General features: G+C 39.2%; 2 protein-coding genes. Both read right to left on the reverse strand.

Annotated elements, in window-relative coordinates:
* Positions 1-160: WbqC family protein (locus K675_RS32615; protein ID WP_198291691.1), on the reverse strand; the 160-nt coding region annotated here is incomplete at its 3' end.
* Positions 161-162: 2 nt separating this feature from the next.
* On the reverse strand, positions 163-605 hold a 443-nt coding region (locus K675_RS33795), incomplete at its 5' end, for a hypothetical protein (RefSeq protein WP_232434481.1).

The following is a 605-nucleotide window of genomic DNA, read 5'->3' on the forward strand; positions in this document are numbered from 1 at the left end:
ATTCACAGCCTTTTGAAGTCTTTATTTTATTTCGATTGCGCCAGTCGTTTTTTGTATATTGAAGGTCATCATAGAAAATAAATAGGTCGGCCTCGTAAATAAGGTCGAAATAGCCTTTCCAGGGAATGTAGTTGGATTGTAGTATGACGGTCTTTTTCATTGCTAAAACTGGCTGGGTGGTGTGAGGTGTAGGGAAGTTAGTAACTTAGATAGATTGCTTGCTTTGTTGGTGTCGAAATAACGGTCATTGAATAGATTTATAATGTTTTTATAAACTTTTTCGGCGATAGGTGCTTGGCCCGGGGCAAATATTCCGGTCAACGATTCATAGTGTCCGCTTGCGAAAAAGCCGGCCTCTTGAATAGTCTTCAGGATTTCTTCTTTTTTTTCGACATAAATGTTGAATCTCCATGTCTGGAAAATATTTGATAATTTGATTTTATAGGGTAGCTCAGTGCTATAAATGGAATTGATTAGTTCTTTTGTTTTTCTCGCTCGTTTGTGCTCTTGCGTTACTCTTTGGTAATAGTCTACCCAGCTGATTTCAGGAGGGCGTGTGTCGAGCCAATCGCTATCTTGGTATGAGAATTTAGTCCGTGTTGCCA

This window comes from Pseudomonas fuscovaginae SE-1 (assembly GCF_000364705.1).
Classification (GTDB): Bacteria; Pseudomonadota; Gammaproteobacteria; order Pseudomonadales; family Pseudomonadaceae; genus Aquipseudomonas; species Aquipseudomonas fuscovaginae_A.